This window comes from Spirochaeta lutea (genome assembly GCF_000758165.1).
GTDB lineage: Bacteria > Spirochaetota > Spirochaetia > DSM-27196 > Salinispiraceae > Spirochaeta_D > Spirochaeta_D lutea.
In genome coordinates, this window is the sequence record NZ_JNUP01000061.1 from 2007 (window position 1) to 2251 (window position 245).

Annotated in this window: 1 protein-coding gene; it reads right to left on the reverse strand. The window is 46.5% G+C overall.

What is annotated here, in order from left to right; translation table 11 throughout:
- Positions 1-19: 19 nt before the first annotated feature.
- A partial coding sequence (locus tag DC28_RS16740; protein WP_238565792.1) for a hypothetical protein occupies positions 20-245 on the reverse strand: 226 nt, incomplete at its 5' end.

The window sequence follows — 245 nt, forward strand, 5'->3', positions numbered from 1 at the left end:
ATCAACGCATCATAGTGTTTCAGAACATCAAACCAGCATAGTACCCCGTACTACGAGTTCCCCTGATAGGTTCTATAACCACAGAAACTTCTAAATTGAGTAATAACCAGCCTAAGCCACTGGTAGCCAACGGTTCGGAATGGCTTTTCACTCTTGCAACGGCACCTTTTATCCTGTCCGGAACATCCCCGGTTTGTAAGCCCACAAGCATTAGTTTCATTTCCACTGGAGGAGATGGCGGACCA